9 protein-coding genes and 1 CRISPR repeat array are annotated in these 17,185 nt (G+C 45.4%); of the genes, 6 read left to right on the top strand and 3 right to left on the bottom strand.

Annotated features, from left to right (window positions below; genetic code table 11):
- Positions 1-13: 13 nt before the first annotated feature.
- Positions 14-292 (top strand): DUF4236 domain-containing protein, encoded by a 279-nt coding sequence (locus Q0N89_RS00085; protein WP_294032790.1) that lies wholly within the window; start codon positions 14-16, stop codon positions 290-292.
- Between the two features lie 6 nt (positions 293-298).
- Here Q0N89_RS00085 and Q0N89_RS00090 read toward each other — a convergent pair whose 3' ends face one another.
- Entirely contained in the window at positions 299-1,297 is a 999-nt protein-coding gene (locus tag Q0N89_RS00090) for a GTP-binding protein (RefSeq protein WP_294032791.1), read from the bottom strand.
- Positions 1,298-1,605: 308 nt separating this feature from the next.
- A complete protein-coding gene (gene ompR, locus Q0N89_RS00095; RefSeq protein ID WP_078254708.1) occupies positions 1,606-2,340 on the bottom strand; it encodes a two-component system response regulator OmpR in 735 nt (244 codons plus the stop codon).
- A 324-nt stretch (positions 2,341-2,664) separates the two neighbouring features.
- Between ompR and Q0N89_RS00100 the strand changes: the two genes are divergently transcribed.
- Together Q0N89_RS00100 and Q0N89_RS00105 are read left to right on the top strand one after the other, a co-directional pair.
- Positions 2,665-5,028 (top strand): Tex family protein, encoded by a 2,364-nt coding sequence (locus Q0N89_RS00100; protein ID WP_294032792.1) that lies wholly within the window; start codon positions 2,665-2,667, stop codon positions 5,026-5,028.
- Positions 5,029-5,367: 339 nt separating this feature from the next.
- Entirely contained in the window at positions 5,368-10,047 is a 4,680-nt protein-coding gene (locus tag Q0N89_RS00105) for a S6 family peptidase (RefSeq protein ID WP_294032793.1), read from the top strand.
- Positions 10,048-10,121: 74 nt separating this feature from the next.
- On the opposite strand, the gene Q0N89_RS00110 is transcribed toward Q0N89_RS00105, so the two are convergent.
- Entirely contained in the window at positions 10,122-10,841 is a 720-nt protein-coding gene (locus tag Q0N89_RS00110) for a DUF305 domain-containing protein (RefSeq protein WP_294032794.1), read from the bottom strand.
- A 79-nt stretch (positions 10,842-10,920) separates the two neighbouring features.
- On the opposite strand from Q0N89_RS00110, the gene cueR reads away from it, so the two are divergent.
- From cueR to cas3f, 3 genes are all read left to right on the top strand, one after another.
- A complete protein-coding gene (cueR, locus tag Q0N89_RS00115) occupies positions 10,921-11,319 on the top strand; it encodes a Cu(I)-responsive transcriptional regulator (RefSeq protein ID WP_294032795.1) in 399 nt (132 codons plus the stop codon).
- 14 nt (positions 11,320-11,333) lie between these two features.
- Positions 11,334-12,384: a CRISPR direct-repeat array (repeat unit 28 nt; unit sequence TTTCTAAGCGACCTATGCGGTCGTGAAG).
- A 285-nt stretch (positions 12,385-12,669) separates the two neighbouring features.
- Positions 12,670-13,623: a type I-F CRISPR-associated endonuclease Cas1f gene (gene cas1f, locus Q0N89_RS00120; RefSeq protein WP_294032796.1), complete on the top strand. Its 954-nt coding sequence runs from the start codon at positions 12,670-12,672 to the stop codon at positions 13,621-13,623.
- Between the two features lies 1 nt (position 13,624).
- A complete protein-coding gene (gene cas3f / locus Q0N89_RS00125; protein WP_294032797.1) occupies positions 13,625-17,011 on the top strand; it encodes a type I-F CRISPR-associated helicase Cas3f in 3,387 nt (1,128 codons plus the stop codon).
- Positions 17,012-17,185 lie beyond the last annotated feature (174 nt).

A 17,185-nucleotide genomic window follows, 5' to 3' on the forward strand; every position in this document is an offset into this window, starting at 1 on the left:
AAGGTAAATAAATATGGGATTTCGCTTCAAAAAAAGCATCAAGTTGATGCCAGGTGTAAAAATCAACATCAGTAAAAAAGGTCTAAACAGCGTATCACTCGGCGGTAAGGGCGCATCGATGAATCTGGGTAAAAAGGGTCGTCGCACCACCGTCGGCATTCCTGGTACGGGGCTGTCTTATACCAGCACCAGCAAGCGCCGCCGCACGAGCACCAAGCGATCATCGGGCGGCTGTGGGGGTTTGATTTTGCTTGTGGTGATTGTGTTGGTGGTGATTTGGCTGTTTTTCTAGAGCGATTTAGCGCACCACCATCCCCATCAACTCCCCATCCCATGCCTGCCACATGGCATCATCCACCATCTGCCCAAAAATCATCTCAAGACGGCTATCTGCTCTCTCATCGGTATCGCTGATACTGATGCCATCAGGGGCGATGTTGAGCATTAGCCAGCCTTCGGTGGTATGGATGATGCCTTTGATACGCAGATAGTCTGGGCGAGACAGTAGCCATTTTTGGAGCTCATAGCTGTCAAACTGCCAATCACTCGGCAGTCGCCATCCGCCCACATGATGCGCACCCATCATCTCATGATAGCGAAAGGGTAGCGTGGCATCACTCTCTTGCTCTGTATCAGTGCTGGCAGGGCGTGCTAGAGTTGAGCCAAGCGAGATGATGGCGCTTGGGGTGCGTGGCGTGTGCGCTGTATTTAGCAGTGCCTTGACATCGATATCATCTATGCCAAATACTACCATCGCCTGCGGATTGATCTTGCCAATCCAAGCAGTGAGCGCATCGACATCGATATCATCAGTGCGATTGCACACCACCACATCGGCGTGGCGTACATGAGCGATATAGCCATCATGCTGACGGTATTTATCCTGTGCCCACTGTGTGCCTGACAGTACGCAGATGACAGCACGGATGTTGAGACTTGTTTGCCAATGGGGCTGGGTCAGCTGACTGAGTAATTCATCAGGATGAGCAAGCCCCGTCGGTTCGATGATCAGACGGTTTGGCTTGTGCGTGCCAAGCAGTCGCACTAGGGCAATCTGTAGCGGCAGCTGACTACTACAGCAAATGCAGCCACCGCTGACTTCTTTGATGGCGATGCCGTCATCACTATCAATCAGGCCGCCATCGATACCAATTTTGCCAAATTCATTAATCAATAGCGCCCAGCGTTCATCACAGGCTTTGTGATGGATGAGCCGATTGATGAGTGTGGTTTTGCCTGCGCCCAAAAAACCTGTGACGATGGTGGTGGGCGTAGCGCTGATTGGCTGTAAGTTCATGGATTTTCCCAACATTATGAATAATCATCTTGAGAGTTTGGTGGTAGGTTTTTGATAAATTGGCTCTTATTTCCATTCCAAGCACATTTTATACATTTGCCATGATGGAATACATGGTTGCATTTAGGATGGTTGTATAAAATAAAACCGCATTCTGGGCATAGTGATTGCATGATGGATGAATTGGCAAAATATGAACTACCACATTCATCACAAATTTTTAATTCATTATCCATAATTTTACGAATAAATAATAATTGGGGCAACGAATGCCCCAATTAATTAACTGCTTAGATGATCGTGTCAAATCAGCTTTCTGCACCATCTGGGACAAAGACATAGCCCACGCCCCACACAGTCTGAATGTAGCGAGCTTGTGATGGATTGTCTTCGATCAAGCGGCGTAGGCGAGAGACCTGCACATCGATAGAGCGTTCCATCGCACCCCATTCACGGCCGCGCGCCAAATTCATCAGCTTATCACGGGTCAGTGGCTCTCGTGGGTGCTGAACTAGGGCTTTTAGTACGCTAAATTCACCCGTGGTCAGTGTCACCACATTGCCATCACGCTTGAGCGTACGGGTCGATAGATCCAGTGTCCAAGGGCCAAATTCCACGACTTCAACCTGCTGACTTGGCGCACCGGGTAGCTCGCGGTTTTGACGGCGTAGCACGGCTTTGATACGAGCGAGTAGCTCTTTTGGGTTGAATGGCTTTGGCAGATAGTCATCAGCACCGGCTTCTAGCCCTGCGATACGGTCAGCATCCGAGCCTTTTGCGGTGAGCATGATGATAGGGATGCCGGCGTTGTCGTTACGCAGTCGCTTGCAGATGGCGATGCCGTCTTCGTCAGGGAGCATCAAGTCAAGTACAATCAGCGAAAACATCTCACGGTCAAGCAGCTTATCCATCTGCTTGCCATCATGTGCCACACGCACCACATAGCCATCATCTTCCAAGAAGCGTTGTAGTAGCGCACGCAAGCGAGCGTCGTCATCGACCACCAAAATGCGATGAGCAATGTTATCTAGGGTCTCTGTCATGTCATTATCCTTACAATCAAGCGGCGAACTGCCTTTGTCTTAGTGTACAATATTGCACAAAAAAATGTAACTATTTTTGTGTTAATTTTGGTCAATTTGCCAAAAGTCTGGGGGTGAATTTATGGCTTTATCATAGCATGGCTTTGGGCAAATGCTTGCGACTTTTATGGGGGTTTAACAAATTTTAAACAAGGGTGATATGAATTTTTAACCAATACGCCATTATGGGTGCGTTTTGTGGGGTAATTTTGGGCAAAACTTGCTATAATGGGCGAGTTTTGCCCTGATGTGGCGTCATTGTAGAAAACCATTATGACTGATGTTATGACCGATGTAACTGACCCAATTAACCATCAAGCCATCTATGAGAAGCTTGCCAAAGACCATGCCGTCAAGGCATCGCAGGTGCAGGCGTTTGCCAAGCTGTTTGATGAAGGCGCAAGCGTGCCGTTCATTGCTCGCTACCGCAAAGAGCAAACGGGCGGTTTGGATGATGAGCTGTTGCGTATGCTCGAAAAATCACTCGTCGCTGAGCGTGAGCTGGCTAGCCGCCGCTTAAAGATTTTGGATTTATTAGCTGCCCAAAACGTGCTCAATGATGAGCTGACCGAGCGTGTCAATGCCGCGACAAGTAAGCTTGAGCTTGAAGAGATTTATCAGCCGTATCGCCCACGCCGCCGCTCAATCGCCGCCAAGGCAAAATTGGCAGGGCTATTGCCGATTGCTGAGGCGATTTTGGCAGGGGCAAAGCCAAGCGAGGCATTGGCAGGCTTTGCAGCGCCTTTGATGCTCACCGATGAGACGGGCGAGAGCTTTGAGGCGGGCTTTGATGATTATGATAAGCAGCTTGGCGGTGTGCAGGCGATTATCCTAGATGACTGGGCGACAGCGCTTGAGCTACTTGATGAAGTGCGTACCGGCTTTAATGCCACCGCATCCATCCGCTCGGAGCTCATCGGCGAAGAAAAACGAGAAGTCGGCGAGAAATTCAAAGATTATTTTGAGCATAGCGAGCCATTTGCCAAGCTATCTAATCACCGCCTGCTTGCGATGTTGCGTGGTCGTCAGCAAAATGTGCTGGTACTTCATGTCGATGGCGAAGATGAGCCGTTTATTGCCAAGATTGCACAGCATTTTGGGGTGGATCAAAGTGCGGATAATGGCGAGTTTTTGTACGACACCGCCAAAAAACTTTGGACTGCCAAATGGCGTGCACAGATTGAGCATCGCTTATTGACCGAGCGTCGCTTGATGGCTGAGACCGATGCGATTGCGGTATTTGCCGAGAATCTAAAGCATCTGTTGATGGTCGCCCCTGCCGGTCGCAAGGTTATTCTTGGCGTCGATCCGGGTATCCGTCATGGTGTGAAGATGGCAGTGATTGACAGCACGGGTGATGTGCTAGCGACGCAGACGGTGTATCCGTTTAATCCTTATAATAAAGTTGATGAAGCCAAAAGCGAGATTGCAAAGTTAATCCGCACGCACCATGTCGAGCTAGTCGCCATCGGCAATGGCACAGCCAGCCGTGAGACCGAAGCACTGGTCAAATCTGTGATTCGTGATGAGAGCCTGCCTGCTACGGCACTTGTGGTATCAGAAGCGGGTGCGTCGGTGTATTCAGCCAGTGAGATTGCATCAAGCGAATTGCCTGACTTGGATGTGTCGGTGCGTGGTGCGGTGTCGATTGCCCGTCGATTACAAGATCCATTATCCGAGCTTGTCAAGGTCGAGCCAAAAGCCATCGGCGTCGGTCAATATCAGCATGATGTCAATCAGACCGAGCTTGAAGCCAGCCTAGATAAAGTCACCGAAGACTGCGTCAATGCCGTCGGTGTCGATGTCAATACCGCAAGCCCTGCCATTCTTGCGCATATCTCGGGGCTGAACAAAAATGTCGCTCAGCAGATTGTCGAGTATCGCCGTGCCAATGGTGCGTTTGTCAATCGTGAACAGCTTAAGAATGTCCCACGACTGGGCGTGAAGACCTTTGAGCAGGCGGCAGGCTTTTTGCGTATCAAAGATGGTGATGAGCCACTTGATGCCACAGGCGTGCATCCTGAGAGTTATGGCTTGGTGTATGAGATTTTGGCAAAGCATGGCAAGTCGCTTGGCGATGTACTCGGCAACGAAACTGCCGCCAAAGCACTCAATGACAGCAGTGATAGCTTTAGTCAGCTTGCCACTGTGACCGCTGAGCTTGCCAAGCCTGCACACGACCCCCGTGGCGAGTTTCGCACGGCGAAATTCCGTGATGATGTCAATGAAATCAAAGACCTACAAGTCGGCATGGTGCTCGAAGGCGTCGTGACCAATGTCACCGCCTTTGGCTGCTTTGTCGATGTTGGCGTGCATCAAGATGGCTTGGTGCATATCTCTGAGCTATCTGATGACTATGTCGAGAACCCTGCTGATGTCATCAAGCCCCAAGACATCGTCACCGTGCGTGTCATCTCGGTGGATGAAGCCCGTGGGCGTATCGGCTTTAGTATGAAATCTGAGCAGTCCAAATCTGCCAAAGCGGATAAGTCAGCCAAGGTGGATAAAGCGGACAAATCGGCGAACAACAAAAAAGCCGAGCGTACGCCTCGCCAAGACCGTCAAGATAAGCCTAAATCTGTCGCCAAACCTGCCAAAGCCATGGGCAGTCTTGGCGCACTGCTACAGCAAGCAGGGCTTGGCAAATAATTAAGCCCATCCTACTTGCCAAACCCATCAAGTCTGATTGCTTGATGGGTTTTTTTGTTTGGGGGCGGCAATGAATGATTTAAGACACAAAATAGCCAAGCTTAACCATGCTTATTATTAAGATGTGATAAACCTAATAAAATATTTAATATTTGTATAGTCAAACTTATCTATCAAAAAATAATGACTGATAAGTCCATAAAATTAAAAAGATTACTAGTAAGTGTTACGGTTATTTTGCTATAATAAAGCCATCAAATTAAGGCGTCTTTATTAAGATAAAGTTATTAAAAGAAATGATATATTATAACTTTTGCCAATTTGATAGGAGTAAATACCATGAAATACACCACAATATTCCGCCCATCGATACTCGCATGGATGATTACAAGTATTTTGATTGGTCACGCTCAAGCCAGCGTCGTGCGTAGCGACATCAATTATCAAGATGCCCGAGATTTTGCCGAGAATAAGGGTAAATTTGCCGTAGGTGCACGCAATATTGCCATCTATAATACATCAGGGCAATTGCTTGGCACGATGATGACGACAGCGCCAATGCCTGATTTTGGTGCGGTCGATAAAGTGGGTATCGCCACACTGATCGAGCCACAGTTTATCAACAGTGTGGCGCACAATGCTGGCTATACGACGGTGAATTTTGGTCATAAAGATGCCCAAAAGCGTGATTTTGATTATCAAATCGTCGCGCGTAACAACCTAACCCCGACCATTACCAACACCACCGATTTTCATGCACCACGCTTGCATAAGCTCGTCACGGAAGTTGCGCCGATGCCTGTGCATTATGCAGGCGAGCACCAAAGCGCTTATCAAGACCCCAATCGTTTCTCAGCTTATGCACGACTAGGCTCAGGGCTACAATATGTCGGCACAGGTGCAGAGAATAACGAAAAAACTTATTTGGCTTGGGCGTATCGCTATCTGACCGGCGGTAATGTGCCGAACTTTAGCCAAACTCAAGGCGTAAGCACAATCAACTTTCAGCGTAATATGAGCACCGCCAATGGCATCATGCCGACCATCATTGAGCAGGGTGATAGTGGCTCACCGCTACTTGCGTATGACATCGCAAGACAGCAATGGGGCGTGATTGGTGTCACTCGTGGCTACTCTAGCGATGAGTTTTGGTATTTGACGATGAAACCGCATTTTGTGGCGCAAAAACTTGCCGAGACTTATGCAGGTACGGTGGATAATACCCGAGCAGGTTCATCATTTACTTGGACGCCATCAGGCACGAGCAGTCGCATCACGGGCAATGGTCAAGCCTTGACGGTCAATCTTAAAGGTGATGATAGCCTAAATACCAGTACCGAAATGCTAGCGCTTAATCAAGGCAAATCGGTCAAATTCACCGGTCAGGCAGGCACTTTGGTGGTGGTAAATCCAGTGCATCAAGGTGCAGGTGCGCTTGAGTTTGAGACGGATTATACGGTCAAAGGCAGATTGCCGAGCACTACTTGGGTGGGTGCAGGCGTGGTCGTGGCGGATAATAAGACGGTCAATTGGCAACTTAAAAACCCAGCAGGCGACCGCTTATCCAAGCTTGGCAAAGGCACGCTGATGGTTAATGGCGCAGGGGTCAATGCAGGCGATATCAGTGTCGGCGATGGTAAGGTCGTGCTTGCAACAGCAGTTGATGCTCGTGGCAACAAGCAAGCGTTCAATCGTGTTGAGATTGTCAGTGGTCGCCCAACGGTGGTATTGGGCGATGCCAATCAAGTCGTGCCAGAGAACATCATCTTTGGCTATCGTGGTGGTCGCTTGGATCTTAATGGTACGACTTTTAATACCAAAGCCATCTCAAGTCAAGATGATGGTGCTATGCTTGTCAATCACAACACCACCGCCACTGCCAATGTCATCATTCGTGGTCTGGGTAAAGTTGATCCTGTGGCGACATGGGTGCAGTCAAGCCAAGCAGATGCCATCGCCAAGCGTAGTGATGTACTGACTTGGGGTCAGTGGGGTACATCAGGGGCGGATATTTATGAATATATCAATACCCACGCAGGCAACCGCAAGGATTACTTTATCCTCAAATCAGGCGGCAATGCAGGGACTTATTTCCCGACCAACCAAACTAGCAACCAAAGCTGGGAGTATATCGGCAGTGATAAGAATACTGCCATCAATACCGCCTTTACCCAAAAGATGGCAGGTGAGCTGACTTGGGGCAAATGGGGTATAGCAGGTGCGGATATCTATGAATATATCAACACCCATGCAGGCAACCGCAAGGACTACTTTATCCTAAAATCGGGCGGTAATGCAGGCACTTATTTCCCAACCAATCAGACCAGTAATCAGCATTGGCAATATCTGGGCAGTGATAAGCTGACTGCCATCAATGCGGTGATCAAGATTAAGGATTATCAGTCGCTTGATTGGGGCAAGTGGGGTACGGCAGGGGCAGATATCTATGAGTATATCAATACTCATGCAGGCAATCGCACGGATTATTTTGTGCTCAAAGCCGGTGGCAATGCAGGCGCATTTTATCCAACTAACCAAACCAGCAGTGACAACTGGGAATATCTAGGCAGTGATAAACAGCGTGCTATCCAAACGGTATTGTCTCGTCAGCATCTTGACAGTGGCGTGCAGACCTTTGCAGGGGTGCTTGGTGAGACCGCAGGCACTAATGGCAGAATGAATGTCACCTTTAAGCCGACGGATGCCAAAGACAGCTTATTCTTGACAGGTGGCGCACGGCTCAATGGCGAGCTCAAAGTCAATAACGGCACAGTACTACTCACAGGCAGACCTGTGCCCTATGCCTACAATCATCAAACCAAACAAGAAATCATCAAAGATGATGACTGGATTAATCGTGAATATCGTGCCAATGCATTCTCGGTCAATCATGATGGCAAGCTGATTTTTGGGCGTAATGCATCACTTGCGACGGGTAATTTTTATGCAGCGCAAAATGGCTTATTACAGCTTGGCTTTGTGCAGGGTAAGACACCTGTGTGTCAGCGATCTGACCATACAGGGGCAATCAGTTGCACCACGCCAACTGTGGGTACGGATGTGTATCAAAGTATCCCAACGCTCAAAGCGACGGGGGATACACGCCTATGGCACAATGCCGACTTGCATATCGGTAAGGCAGTGCTGACAGGCAAAATCACCGCCGACAAAGGCACAACCACCACCATTGAGCATGATGGTCAATGGCAGATGACCGCTGATAGCACGGTGGGGCATCTTGCGCTAAATGGCGGTACGGTAGATCTCAATGCCGCCAACAACCACAGTCGCTATCAGAGCCTGACCATCAATGGTAATCTGTCAGGGCAGGGTAAGTTTTATTATCTGACCAATGCCGATGCAGGCGTGGGCGATCGTGTGACGGTCAATGGCGTGGCGACGGGTAATTTTTCGTTAGCTATGCAAAATACAGGCGCTGAGCCAACTGCCATCAGTCCGCTGAGCCTATTGAATATCACCAATAACGCCCAAGACCCAAGTGCGCTCAATGTCTCGCTCGAAAATGGCTATGTGGATCTGGGCGCTTATCGCTATATCCTAAAAAACCAAAACAACGATTATCGTCTATACAGTCCGCTCCGAGATGTACAAGTCGCTCGCAATTATGAGCAAATCGAGGCACTACTTGCCGATGCACAGGCATCTGCCGATGCGTATGCCCAAGAGGTTGATGAGCTGACTACCCGAGTGATTAACACACTTGCCGAACAACAAAGCGTGCAGGCATCGATTGCACAGACACAACGAAGTGTGAATGCACAGCAGTCATATCTGAACAGCTTGCCGTGGATTCGTTTTGCGGCACGCATCCAAGCACGCAATCAGCTGTTGGCACTACAAAAGCAACTAGGCAGTTATACAACGCTCAACACTCAGCTACAGACGACAATCGAGGCGCTCAACCGCTCACTAGCACACGCCCAAGACCAGCAGGCAAATGCTCAATCCAAGCTTGAGGCGGTGGATTTGATGGTCAAAGATGTGCTCAAGCAAGCAGAAGATATTTGCCTAAAAACACAATCGCAAGAAGTGTGTAATGCAGTGGTGCGATTGACATCAGCCGAAGAGCTGCTTGATTTGACCAATGCGCTAGATGCACAGACGGTCAATATCGCCCAAAAAGATGGCATCAGTAGCTATTCAAATACCGCCTTGTCTGAGCTGTCTGCCCAAGTGAATAGTCTGCTCCAAGCCGAACGAGCTATTGATAAAGAGCTTGTAACACCAAAATCCGAGCCACTGTCTGTATGGGTGGCCTATGATACCCAAGCGTCCAAATCAAACTCGGATAATTATCGTAGCTATCACAATGACAGCACGATGACGCAGTTCGGCATCGAAGGTGCAGTGAGTGATACACTGCGTGCCGGCATGGTGCTCTCGGCGGTGGATTCGACACTTGCCTTTGATGGTGCACAAGGTGATGGCAAGCTCAAATCTGCCACCGCTTATCTCAAGGCGCAGTCGCCATCAGGCTGGATTGGTGCACTACAAGCAGGTGTGGGGCAAGCGGATAACGCCATTGAGATGAATGACAAATCCACCAAGATTGAGCGTGATATCAGCACGGTGGGGCTCAGTGTCGCCAAGACTTATCAAGCCAATAACTGGCAAATCCGCCCATCAGCAGGTGTCAAATATCATCGCTTGGCAGGCGTGGATTATACGCTGGATAATGCCGCTGTATCCACTTCACCACTGGGTTTGACGACTTATCAAGCAGGTCTGTCGGTGGCATATCCGATGACAATCGGTCAAGTACAGCTTGTGCCAAGCGTATCAAGCACCTACACCGATGCCAGCCACAATCAGCGTGCCGATGCTGTGCGTGTCAATGGCAATGCACTTGCGCTAAACTTCGATCGCTATACCACGCATGAGCTTGGCGTGACTGCTACCGCCAACAACTGGTCAGCATCCATCAATGCCGGCGTGATTGATGGCGAAGAGATGGATCGTCAGCGTCATGCAGGCGTGCGTATCGGTTATCAATGGTAAGCCGTAGGTGCTAAAAAAATGCCGATGACTAATTCATCGGCATTTTGTTTGGTATTGGTTAAGCAAGTTTTGGCTTATTTGCTTACGATACCCTTGTTGGCAAGCCATTCTTTCATCAAGACAATCTCTGGGTCTTGGGCATCGATGATGCCTTGGGCTAGGTTTCGGATTTGGTCATCTTGACCGTATTTGAGCTCGGTTTTTGCCATCTGTATCGCTCCTTGATGATGTGGAATCATCCCTTGGGCAAAGGCAATATCAGCATCTTCGTGATGCACCCCTGCCATCATCGCATCGTGCATACTCATATCAGCCAGATAAGCTTTGGCGTGCTCGCTGTCGGCATTGGTGGCATCTTTGTCTTTGACAGTGGTGAGCCAATTTTGCATAAACTCAATCTCGGTTTGTTGCGCATCGATGATGTCTTGGGCAAGCTTACGCATGGTGGCATCTTTGCCGTATTTAAGCTGGGTTTTCGCCATCTCAATCGCCCCTTGGTGATGTGGAATCATACCATCGACGAAGGCAACATCGGGATTGGCTTTGGTTGCAGCTGCCATCATCGCATCGTGCATGGTGCTCATCGACTGCATATACTCATTGGTGTGCGCTGCCATAGGCTTGGCGGTATCGTGATGAGCGTGTGCATTATGTGCGTTATTTTGAGTGCCTGTTTTGTTTTGGTCAGCTTGTGCTTGTGGTGCTTGCTCGGTAGTGTCAGTGGCAGGCTGATTACAAGCGCTCAAGGCAGTCGCCAAAGCGATGGCGATAAGTGATTTTGAAACTGTGGTCATGATAACTCCTAAGCTGTTGCAATAAATATATGGTGCTGTTAGTATAGACCTTAACCCTATGTCAAAGTCAAGCATTATCATGAATATCAGTCAAGCTGCCGCCCAAACAGGCTTATCCGCCAAACAAATTCGAGACTATGAAAAAGCGGGTCTGCTCCCTGCCGCTACACGCACGGCATCAGGCTATCGCACTTATGGGCAGTCAGCGATTGAGCGATTGACATTCATCGCTAGGGCTCGGCAGGTGGGGTTTTCGTTGACTCAAATCCAAGCACTGCTCGCACTCCAAGATGACCCGAATCGCACCAGCTGTGCGGTCAAGGCGCTGACATCGGCGCATATCGATGAGTTGACCGCCAAAATCGCTCAGCTACAAGCCATGATAGATACCCTGCAAGCATGGCATGATGTCTGTCATGGTGATGAGCGTTCGGACTGCGTGATTTTGCAGTCGCTGAGTATATCTGATGTTCGATAGGGCTAAACAGAAATTTTCTAAGCGACCTATACGGCCGTCAAGCTGACATTTGGCTGTATGGGTATTTGGTGCTTTTTCTAAGCGACCTATACGGCCGTCAAGCAAGCCATCCTAAGTGCGTCCACATACAAGATTTTCTAAGCGACCTATGCGGTCGTGAAGTGATGAATTTATTAATAATCATGAATAATTATTTTCTAAGCGACCTATGCGGTCGTGAAGGTGGCCACATAGCTGATTTTGCCACTTTTGGCTTTCTAAGCGACCTATGCGGTCGTGAAGGTTTATCAATACATCCCCGCGGATAAGAGTACTTTCTAAGCGACCTATGCGGTCGTGAAGGCGAGCTTAAGCTGTCAAACAGTCGCATAGACTTTCTAAGCGACCTATGCGGTCGTGAAGAGCCGAACAAACATCAGCCGTGCCCGCTGTGTTTTCTAAGCGACCTATGCGGTCGTGAAGCAGATATGTTGCCAAGCCACCAACGCAGGGATTTTCTAAGCGACCTATGCGGTCGTGAAGGGGCTTGGCAATGTTACCCATTATGTATCTATTTTCTAAGCGACCTATGCGGTCGTGAAGTAAATAGTTTTAGATGCATCGTCTGCTGTCTATTTTCTAAGCGACCTATGCGGTCGTGAAGACTAAAAGCAGAAAAAGTATTTTTAGAAGCTTTTTCTAAGCGACCTATGCGGTCGTGAAGATAGTACACAGGGATAAGTAGCTTGCCGTGACTTTCTAAGCGACCTATGCGGTCGTGAAGGGGCTGATAAACTCAGCCTGCACCAGCTCGGCTTTCTAAGCGACCTATGCGGTCGTGAAGTAATCAGCTACTAGCATTATAGATTAACGCAATTTCTAAGCGACCTATGCGGTCGTGAAGATAGATACTGCGCTCAAGTCGGCTCATATGTTTTTTCTAAGCGACCTATGCGGTCGTGAAGAAACTTGTCTAGGTGTATATTTAGCTTCAGGCTTTCTAAGCGACCTATGCGGTCGTGAAGCAAGGATTTTGCGTGAAAAAGATTTTTTTATTTTTTCTAAGCGACCTATGCGGTCGTGAAGAGTAATTATAACTGAAAAAATTAAGAAATAACAGTCATTTATGATGGATTGACCCTTTTTACCCAATCAAAAATTGACCAGTTATAACTTATTGATTTTATTAAGTTTTTAAATAGTTGCAAAAATAAAGGTATTTTTACACCCATCATCATCCGACGGCAAATTCAGTATAGCATAACTCATTCGGCGGACGAACACTATAAGCTTATAATTTAGCCATTTTATCGCTTGACAGCGTATAGTGTGTATGATTAAATTAAACTCATCATAAAGGAAATTGACGCCATGGACACGCTCAAGCCTACTGATTTAAAAGCGATTTTACATTCAAAACGAGCCAACATCTTTTATCTTGAGCATTGCCGTGTCATGCAAAAAGACGGGCGTGTGCTCTATCTCACCGAAACCAAATACGAAAATCATTATTATAATATCCCGATTGCCAATACCACTTGTATTCTACTCGGCACAGGCACATCTATTACTCAAGCTGCGATGCGAATGCTTGCCAGTGCGGGCGTTTTGGTCGGATTTTGTGGGGGTGGGGCGACGCCGCTATTTTCGGGTGCTGAGATTGAATGGCTGAGTCCACAAAGTGAATATCGTCCGACTGAATATGTCCAAGGTTGGCTATCTTTTTGGTTTGATGATGTCAAGCGACTCACCATCGCCAAAGAATTTCAATATAAACGCATTGAATTTATTCAAAAAATTTGGTCAAAAGACAAAGAATTAAATGAAGCGGGCTTTCATGGCGATGACGCTGACATCGCCGCAGCTTGTGCGTTCTTTAAAAATAAAATCCCTACGATCAGCACGGTTAATGAGCTACTGCTAACCGAAGCACAAATGACCAAACAGCTCTACAAAGCAGCCGCCACACGCTGCCAGATCTCTTTTGAGCGTAATTTTGATGCAGGCGATCTTGCCAATAATTTTTTAAATCACGGTAACTATTTGGCATATGGATTAGGGGCGACAACGCTTTGGGTGCTGGGTATTCCACATGGTTTTGCAGTCATGCACGGTAAAACTCGGCGTGGGGCATTGGTGTTTGATGTGGCGGATTTGGTTAAAGATGCGATTGTGTTGCCGTGGGCATTTGTTTGTGCCAAAGAAGATTTTAGCGAACAAGAATTTCGCCAAAAAATCTTGCAAAAATTCACACAACATAAAGCACTTGATTTGATGTTCGAACAAGTAAAATTAGCTTCACAATATTTTAAACAAGGGAAATAAAATGATCGTTACCTTTATTTCTCAATGTGAAAAGAGAGCACTCCCACGCACTCGGCAAGTATTAGATGCGTTTGCCAATCGGATTGGTGATAATACTTGGCAAACGGTTATCACCGAAGACGGTTTGGCAATGGTCAAAAAATTGCTCTCTCGTACCGCTAGCAAAAGTACGGCGGTGAGTTGCTATCGTTTTCATACTCGCAAACATAGCGAGCTTTTGTGGATTGTGGGCAATCGTCATAAGTTTAATGAATGGGGCTGGGTGCCTGTTAATATTACGGAACAAGATATGTCTAATTTTTATGATAATTATCAATGGAATAATAAAGGTATAATGCGTGTTGCCGCAGCAATAGCAGGATTATTTCATGATATTGGCAAAGCAAATCATTTATTTCAAGATAAAATTAATCCCAAAATCAAGACTGAAAAATTTGAACCTTATCGTCATGAATGGGTGTCACTACGATTATTTGAGGCGATTGCAAAAGATTGTCAAACAGATGGTGAATGGTTGGATAAATTGATTGATGGTCAATTTGATGAATTTGATAATATTATCAAAGATGGAATTGATGAACTTTCTAATTCTAGCCCACTCCAAACCTTATCACACTTACCTTTTGCGCAGCTTGTTGCTTGGCTCATTGTGGCACATCATAAACTACCCGTTTATCCTGCATGGAAGCATTTTAAACAGCCATCATTATCAGAACAAGATAAATGGGCTGATTATTATTTTGAGGCTCTTTGGAATTCTCCAAATTGTCAAGATGCAGAACAGCTATTGAGAATTCCAGACAATTGGAAGTTTGCTGAAAAATCACTTCCTTGCCATAGCTCAATTTGGCGAGCGATGGTTTGTGATTATGCTGATCAAGCCAAAAAGCAATTATTAGGTAGCAGTTTTGGTAATTTACATCAAGATATTTTTACATCACATTTATCACGCTTAAGTCTGATGCTTGCTGACCATTATTTTTCATCATTATCATTTGAACAAACACAGCAAATTGGTAGACGTAGCCCTAATTATACCGTTTATGCCAATACTTACTACAAACCAAATGGTCAAAAAGATTATAAACAGCAGTTGGATGAGCATTTAATAGGCGTAGCTAAAACAGCAATAGAAATTATAGATGCTTTGCCAAAGTTTCGCCAATCTCTACTCGGACTTGATAGTGAAAACTTAACAGCCAAAGTATCTAAAGAATACACAAAATTTCTATGGCAAAATGATGCACAAAAAATAGCTAAAGATATTGCTGAAAATACCAGTAAACAAGGTTTTTTTGGTATTAATATGGCATCTACAGGCTGTGGTAAAACTTTAGCAAATGCTAAAATTATGTATGCCTTAGGCGGTTCTACAGGTAAAGTGCGTTTTAGTGTTGCATTAGGACTTCGTACATTAACACTACAAACTGGTAGAGAGTTTCAGCAGGTATTAGGACTTGATGATAATCAACTATCTGTTGCAGTGGGTGGGATTGCTGTTAAGAGCTTATTTGAACTTAATGAATCTAATAAACAAGCAGGAAATTTTATATTGGAGCAAACACACTCGTTAGGTAGTGAATCAGCCGATGAAACGCTCAATCCAGAGGTTTTTGTGCATTATACAGGTGTAGATGAACATCATGCCTTGTATGAGTGGACAAAGGGAGAGAAAATGGCGAATAAACTCCTACAAGCTCCTGTATTAGTTTGTACGATTGACCATTTGATTGGTGCAACAGAAGGTGTGCGTGGTGGACAACAAATTGTACCTATGTTGCGTTTATTAAGTGGTGATTTGATACTTGATGAGCCCGATGATTTTGGTTTAGATGACTTACCTGCATTATGTAGATTGGTACATTGGGCGGGTATGCTAGGGAGTCGTGTTCTGTTATCTACAGCCACTATGCCTCCAATGCTTGCTTATGCTTGCTTTGAAGCATACCAAGCAGGCTGGAAAGCCTTTGCTAAAGCCAATTTGTCTGAATGGGATGGCAATATCCAGTGTGCATGGTTTGATGAATCATGCAAACCACAACAAGAATTAATAAGTAATATTAAAGAATTTGATAAATACAATAAAAAATTTGTTAATCAACGTCTTATAAAATTAGAAAAAGTAGCCCCAAAACGATTAGGTAAAATTGTAGATATTGCAAAAGTGAATGATGAAAATATCTATCAATCAATAGCAAATTGTATTTTTGATAGCATGATTGAGTTAGATCGTCAACATCACACAAATAATGTATCTGATAATAATATTGTAATGGATAAGACTATTTCATTTGGATTGGTACGTATGGCAAATATCAATCCAATGATTGCTGTAGCAAAGGCATTGCTTGCCAAAGATGCTCCACATGATACACAAATTCATTATTGTATTTATCATAGTAGATACCCTTTATTGTTGCGTTCGCACATTGAAAAACAATTGGATAGTTTATTAAAACGTAAAGAATCTCATGAAATTTGGCAACATTCCAATATAAAACAAAAAATTCAGAATAGCACTGCTAAACATCATATTTTTGTGGTGATTGCTTCACCTGTTGCAGAAGTGGGGCGTGACCATGATTATGACTGGGCGATTGTTGAGCCAAGTTCAGTTCGCTCTATAGTACAACTGGCGGGACGTGTATTACGACATCGAAATATTGAACCAAAAGTTGCCAATATTCATTTATTAAATAAAAATATTAAGGCATTACAAGGAAAGAATATTTGTTTTAATCGACCGGGGTTTGAAACTTCCACTTTGACCTTAACATCACATGAATTAAATCAAATTTTGCAACAGGCTCACTACCAAACGATTACGGCTGTACCTAAAATTCAGTTACCACAGAATTTTAAGCAATTAAGCACCCAAAACCAATTTGATGATTTATCAGAGCATGAACATGTAGCATTACGTCGTTGTTTATTTTCTGACAATGAAGGGGCGAATTTTTGGTGGAAAACCGAACAACATTGGACAGCTGAAATGCCTTATCGCCAACCGTTCCGTCAATCAAAAGGAAAAGTAGATGAAACTTGTTATTTATGGATAGATAATGAATTTGTTGATTTTGAGTTTAGATGGTGTGAACCTAAACAAAGTCAGGATATTAGTCAGTTTAAATCGGCAAGTTCTATAGGGCTGCATTTTGTCAAAGTTTCACAACCTACTTTAGGTGTAGGTAGTGACTTTTGGTTTAATTTATCACCTGTATCTATTTATCAAGAACTTCAGCAAATGCTACAAGAGCAAGGTAATTCGCTAAGTCTTGCCCAAGTCAGTCAGCAGTATGGTAGTTTTGTGGTGAGTTGTTATCAAAATTCGGTAAAATCTTTTGAATTTTATGAGCAATTGGGTATCTATGAATCCATAGACTCATAGATGTAAGCAACCTATGCGGTTGAAAAATAAATGTAATATTTTCTAAGCACTCTCTATGAATGTCTTAATATTATAACACAGTTTTACCAAGTATTGAGCTAATATTAAGATGATACTAAAAAACTAAATAAATGTAATATGGGTATTGATTTTTAATGTAGATTACTCTACAAT

Origin of the sequence: uncultured Moraxella sp. (assembly GCF_945873075.1) — a bacterium.
GTDB lineage: Bacteria > Pseudomonadota > Gammaproteobacteria > Pseudomonadales > Moraxellaceae > Moraxella.